This window comes from Cognatiluteimonas telluris (assembly GCF_011320095.1).
Classification (GTDB): Bacteria; Pseudomonadota; Gammaproteobacteria; order Xanthomonadales; family Xanthomonadaceae; genus Cognatiluteimonas; species Cognatiluteimonas telluris.
In genome coordinates this window covers 1-5,971 of sequence record NZ_JAANOY010000052.1, presented here as the reverse complement: position 1 = coordinate 5,971, position 5,971 = coordinate 1, and the positions used below count along the sequence as shown (strand labels likewise).

Below are 5,971 nucleotides of genomic sequence, written 5' to 3'. Positions count from 1 at the left end.
CAAGGGGCGCGGCGCGCTGGGCCGCACCCTGGCGGCGATCCACTCGGACCTGCCGGCGGCGCCGAGGTGACGCCGCCGCGTGCCGGCGGTGCGCCGGCACGGCGGTTCCGACTGGTGGTCAGCCCTGGGTGTCGCCCGGCGCGAGTTGCGCTTCGGCGTCGGCCGTCAGCAGCCGGTTGATGTCTTCGACGTCGGCGACATCCAGCGTGCCGGCCGCCTGCTCGAGCAGCAGCCGGCTCTGCAGGAAGTTGTAGCGCGCCAGCGCGTACTCGCGCTCGGCGTTGAACAGCGTCTGCTGGTTGTTTAGCACGTCGAGCACCGTGCGGGTGCCGACTTCAAGGCCGACCTGCGAAGCCGAATACGCGCTGCGCGCCGAGACCAGCGCCAGGCGCCGTGCCTCGACCTCGCTGATGCCCGCGACAACGGTCCGGTAGGCATTGCGCGTATTGCGGACCAGCGCGCGCTTCTGCTGCTCGAGTTCGTCGCTGGCCACGTCGCGCTGGGCGATGGCCTGGCGCACGCGCGACTGGGTGGCGCCGCCGGAAAAGATCGGAACGCTCAGGGTGAGCCCGAACGAGGGACCCTTGCTCTCGTTTTCGAACGGATTGTTGCTGGTGAACGGCGCTCCATTGGTGCCCACGCCGGAGAAGCTGTTGTCGCCCCAGCTCGTCGACTTGCCATAGCCGCCGCTGAAATACAGCGTGGGCAGGTGCCCGGCCCGCGCCGTGTCGACGTTGATCTCCGACGAACGCACCTGCAGCTGTTTGGCCTGCAGCGCCGGATTGTTGGCGATGGCCGAGGCGACCCAGCCGTCGGCATCGCGGTCGGACGGCAACGCCGGCTGGAAGTCCTCGGGCAGGCCCTTGAGCTGGTGCACCGGCGTGCCGGTGATCTCGGCCAGCGCCTGGTAGGCATCCTCCAGCGCGTTGCGGGTCACGATGGTGTTGGCACGTGCGCTTTCGTACTGGGCACGCGCCTCATGCACGTCGGTGATCGGCGCCAGGCCGACTTCGAGCCGCTTGCTGGCGAAGTCGAACTGCTTCTTCAACGCGGTTTCCGACGCCTCGGCCGCCGTCAGCGTCTCGATCGCGACCAGCACGTTGAAGTATGCCTGGGAGGTCCGGGTCACCAGCGAATCGCCAGCCGATCGCAACTGGAAATCGGCGGCATGGCTGAGCGCGTTCTGACTGCGCACGCTGCTGAAGCGGCCGAAGTCGAACAGCACCTGGTTGACGTTGACGCCCAGTCGCCGGCTGTTGTTGGTCGACTCGGAATCGCCACTGACGGTCTCGAACGTGGGAAGACCGGTGGTGGGATCGACCGTGGTCACCGGCTGGGTGCCCGGTCCGGTGGAGCGCGAATGGTCGTAGGTCGCCGTGCCGTCGATCTGCGGCAGCAGCAATGCACGCGCCTGCACCGCGCCTTCGCGCGTGGCCAGGCGGCTGGATTCGGCCGCCGCCAGCTGCGGGTCCCCGGTGCGCGCCAGCTGGTAGGTCTGCAGCAGGTCCTCGGCGTGCACGACCGTGGTCGGCAGTATGGCGGCGGCAAGGGCGAGGGCGAGGGTGCGGCGCATGCGGGAATCCTTGGTTGGATCGGATCGGGGTGGCGCGTTAAGGGCGAAGCGTTTCGGGTCGGGTGCCTGGATCGGAATCACCGATCGCGACTAAAGGTGGAACTCGGGCGTCGGCTCGGCGCCGACCAGGTACGGCAATTCGGTTTCGAACAGGCTTTCGATGCGCGGACCGCCTGCATCGTTGCGCACCAGCACCGCGGCCATCGCCGGCGCGCGCCCGCGCACGACGAACATCCGCCCACCCGGGCGCAGCAACGACAGGAAGTGCCGCGGGATCGTATCGACCGCCGCCGACACGCAGACCAGGTCGAACTGACGCCCCGGCTGGTACTGCAACGCGTCGGCGACTGCGATCCGGACGTTGCCCCCCAGCGCCAACGCCTCGAGTCGCGCACGCGCCTCTTCGGCCAGGCCGGGCAGGAGCTCGATGCTGACCACGTCGCGCGCCAGCCGGCCCAGGCAGGCGGTGGCATAACCACTGCCGGTACCGATTTCCAGCACCTCGTCGGTCGGCTGCACGGCCAGCGCCTGCAGCATGCGGCCCTCGACCACCGGCTTGAGCATCAGTTGCCCGTGGCCGATCGGCAGCGGCACGTCGGCATAGGCCAGGGCGCGGTAGGCAGGCGGCACGAAGTCCTCGCGCGGCAGCTGCGACAACGCATCGAGCACGCGGATGTCCAGCACGTCCCAGGGCCGCACCTGCTGCTCGACCATGTTCTCGCGGGCCTTGGCGAAATCCATCGTGCTCATCGGGAGTGATCCAGTGCGGGAAACCGGCGATTTTACCGGCTGTGTCCGACGCCGCGGGTCGCGGGGCCGGCATAGCATGGTGTGCTAGCACACCGATACGCAGTGCCAGAAGTCAGGAGGACCGCCGTCGTGGCGCGGCGGTCGCTCATCGTGGTGCGTAGGCGCGCAGGAACAGGTCGACGGTGGCGGCCAAGTGGGCGTCGATTTCCGCGCGCGTGGCGCTGCCGCAGCAGCCGAACACCATCCGCGCATGCGGCTCGCCCTTGAGCAGGGCCAGGAACTGCGCCGCCGCGCGCGGGACGTCGTCGATCTGCAGTTCGCCGGCCGCCATTCGCGCGCGCAGCAGCTCGGAAAACGCCGCCTGCACGCGCTTGGGCCCGGCCTCCCAGAACATCGCCGGCAGCGGCGACTGCGCCATCTGTGGCGTGCACAGGATGCGGTGGCCGGCGACTGCCTCGGGCGAGCTGATCATGCCGAAGAACGCCCGCGCCACCTGCAGCAGGCGCTCGCGCAGCGGCACCTCGGGATGCGGCTCGAACAGCGTCGTCGGCAGCTGCTGCTCGCAATAGGCCTTGGCGCCCGCGGCGAACAGGCTCTCCTTGTCGCCGAAGTGGCTGTACACGGTGAGCTTGGAGACCCCGGCCGCCGCGGCGACTTGGTCCATGCTGGTGCCGTCGAACCCCTGGGTGGTGAACAGGCGCTTGGCGGCCTCCAGGATCGCCGCGCCTTTCTCCAGGTCCTTGGGCCGACCGGGGGCGGCGGCTTTCGACGGCTTGCGGGCAGGCGAGCGGCTCATCTGGTAAATACTAGACTAATCGGTTTTATATTTTTACCATACCGATTGGTTCATTAATTGGCCGTCCGGCTCCGGAGCAATGGCATGGCAACGTTTCGCAGCGCAAAACAGGCGGCCGGGATGGCGTTCGCAGCCATGATCGCGATCGCGGGCACGCTGGGGCTTGGCGGTTGCGACGGCGCCCGGGCGCCCGCGGATCCGCCGCGGCCGGTGCTGGTCGTGCACCCGACGGCGGCTGGCGGCCTGGGCGCGGAAGCCTTCGCCGGCGAGATCCATGCCCGCCAGGAAAGTCCGCTGGCCTTCCGGGTCGGCGGCAACCTGGTACGGCGCCTGGTCGATGTCGGCGCCCGCGTCCACCGCGGCCAGGTGCTGGCCGAACTGGATCCGGGCGACCTGCGCCTGCAGGTCCAGGCCAGCCAGGCGCAACTGGCCGCGGCCGAAGCCGAGCTGTCGCGGGCCGCTGCCGATCGCGCCCGCTACGCGATGCTGGCGAAGCAGCAACTCGTGAGTCGCTCGGCGCTGGACGCACAGGACGCCGCTTACAAAGCCGCCGCAGGGCAAGTGCGCGCGTTGCGGGCGCAGCGCGATGTCGCCGGCAACGCCGCCGGCTATAGCCGCCTGGTGGCGCCGCGCGATGGCGTGATCGCCAGCCGGGCTGCCGAGGCGGGGCAGGTCGTCGCGCCGGGGCAGCCGGTCTTCACCCTGGCCGGCGACGGTTCGCGCGAAGTCGCCATCGCCATCCCCGAGTCCGAAATCCACCAGGTCCACGTCGGCCAGCCGGCGCTGGTCGAGCCCTGGAACGCGGGCGGGCGGCGGATTCCCGGCGTGATCCGGGAAATCGCCCCGGCCGCCGATTCGCAGGCGCGCACCTACGCCGCACGCGTGACGCTGCAGGGCGACGCCGCCCGGGTGGAGCTCGGCCAAAGCGCACGCGTCTACCTGCGGGGCGAGCATGCGCAGGCGCCGCTGGTGCCGTTGTCGGCAGTGCAGCCCGGGCCCATGGGTGGCAGCGCGCTCTGGGTCGTGGACGTGGCGACGCATCGCCTGAAGCTGGTGCCGGTCCGCCTGGGTGCCTACGGCTCCGACGGCGTCCCGGTGCTTTCCGGCGTCTCGGCGAACGACTGGATCGTCGCCGCCGGCGGCCACCTGCTGCATGCGGGCGAGCAGGTCGCGCCGATGGATCGCGACAACCGTCCGGTGCAGGCGCCTGCACCCACGCGCGCCGTGACGGGTCGCTGAGTCGTGCGCGGGTTCAACCTGTCGGAATGGGCGCTGCGCAACCGCGCCCTCGTCGTCTACGCGATGCTGGTGCTGGCACTGGTCGGTGCGTGGTCGTACCGCCAGTTGGGGCAGTCCGAGGATCCGCCGTTCACCTTCAAGGCGATGGTGATTCGCACCGTATGGCCGGGGGCGACCGCGCAGGAAGTCTCCACCCAGGTCACCGAGCGCATCGAGAAGCAGCTCATGACCACCGGCGAGTATGAGTTCATCCGTGCCTATTCGCGTCCCGGCGAATCGCAGGTGATCTTCATGGCGCGCGACTCGATGGCGTCGAAGGAGATCCCGGACCTCTGGTACCAGGTGCGCAAGAAGATCGGCGACATCCGGCCGACCTTGCCCGAGGGCGTGGTCGGCCCGTTCTTCAACGATGAGTTCGGCGACACCTTCGGCAACATCTACGCGCTCACCGGCGATGGCTTCGACTACGCGGTGCTGAAGGATTACGCCGAGCGCATCCAGCTCGAACTCCAGCGCGTGCCCGATGCCGGCAAGGTCGAGTTGCTCGGCTTGCAGGACGAGAAGATCTGGATCGAAGTCAGCAATACGCGGCTGGCGACGCTCGGCATCCCGCTGTCGGCGGTGAAGGACGCGCTGGAGCAGCAGAACGCGGTGTTGCCGGCGGGCTTCTTCGAAACCGGCAGCGATCGCGTGCAGCTGCGCGTGGATGGCGCGTTCGATTCGGTGCAGTCGATCCGCGATTTCCCGATCCGGGCCGGCGACCGCACGTTCCGCCTCGCCGACGTGGCGCAGGTGCATCGCGGCTTCAGCGACCCGGCGGCGCCGAAGATGCGCTTCATGGGCCACGACGCGATCGGCCTTGCGGTGGCGATGAAGGATGGCGGCGACATCCTCAGCCTCGGCGATCGCCTCGATGGCGAGTTCGCGCGGCTGCAGAAGACGCTGCCGGCGGGCATGCAGCTGCGCAAGGTCAGCGACCAGCCCGAGGCGGTGCGCGAATCGGTCGGCGAGTTCATCAGGGTGCTCGCCGAAGCGGTCGCGATCGTGCTGCTGGTGAGCTTCTTCTCGCTGGGTTTCCGCACCGGCCTGGTGGTCGCGGTGAGCATCCCGCTGGTGCTGGCGATGACCTTCGCGGTGATGCATTACTTCGGCATCGGCCTGCACAAGATCTCGCTGGGCGCGCTGGTGCTGGCACTGGGCCTGCTGGTCGACGACGCGATCATCGCGGTCGAGATGATGGCGATCAAGATGGAGCAGGGCTTCTCGCGGTTGAAGTCGGCGAGCTTTGCGTGGGAAACCACCGCCTTCCCGATGCTCACCGGCACGCTGGTGACGGCGGCGGGCTTCCTGCCGATCGCGACCGCGGCGTCGAGCACCGGTGAATACACGCGTTCGCTGTTCCAGGTGGTGACGATCGCGCTGGTGGTGTCCTGGATCGCGGCGGTGCTGTTCATTCCTTATCTCGGCGATCGCATGCTGCCGGACCTGGCGCATCCGCAGCCGCCGTCGCCGCGCTCGCCCGCCGGTCGCCTGCGCGCGTGGCGCGAGCGGCTCGCCGACCGCTGGCCGCAGTACGCGTTCGCGACACGCGCGCAGGCGACCGGCGGGCGGGC

General features: G+C 69.4%; 5 protein-coding genes. 2 read left to right on the top strand and 3 right to left on the bottom strand.

Features of this window, described 5'->3' with window-relative positions; genetic code table 11:
* Positions 1 to 118: 118 nt before the first annotated feature.
* The 3 genes from G7B67_RS12625 to G7B67_RS12615 all read right to left on the bottom strand — a co-directional run bounded on the left by G7B67_RS12625 (position 119) and on the right by G7B67_RS12615 (position 3,119).
* Positions 119 to 1,573: a TolC family outer membrane protein gene (locus tag G7B67_RS12625; RefSeq protein ID WP_166212965.1), complete on the bottom strand. Its 1,455-nt coding sequence runs from the start codon at positions 1,571 to 1,573 to the stop codon at positions 119 to 121.
* Positions 1,574 to 1,663: 90 nt separating this feature from the next.
* Positions 1,664 to 2,323, bottom strand: a complete 660-nt coding sequence (locus G7B67_RS12620; RefSeq protein ID WP_166212963.1) for a protein-L-isoaspartate O-methyltransferase family protein — start codon at positions 2,321 to 2,323, stop codon at positions 1,664 to 1,666.
* 145 nt (positions 2,324 to 2,468) lie between these two features.
* Entirely contained in the window at positions 2,469 to 3,119 is a 651-nt protein-coding gene (locus G7B67_RS12615) for a TetR/AcrR family transcriptional regulator (protein WP_166212961.1), read from the bottom strand.
* Positions 3,120 to 3,239: 120 nt separating this feature from the next.
* Here G7B67_RS12615 and G7B67_RS12610 point away from each other — a divergent pair, with 120 nt between their 5' ends.
* On the top strand, positions 3,240 to 4,358 hold the full coding sequence (locus G7B67_RS12610; protein ID WP_166212967.1) for an efflux RND transporter periplasmic adaptor subunit: 1,119 nt from the start codon (positions 3,240 to 3,242) through the stop codon (positions 4,356 to 4,358).
* Positions 4,359 to 4,361: 3 nt separating this feature from the next.
* Positions 4,362 to 5,971: efflux RND transporter permease subunit (locus tag G7B67_RS12605; protein WP_166212959.1), on the top strand; the 1,610-nt coding region annotated here is incomplete at its 3' end.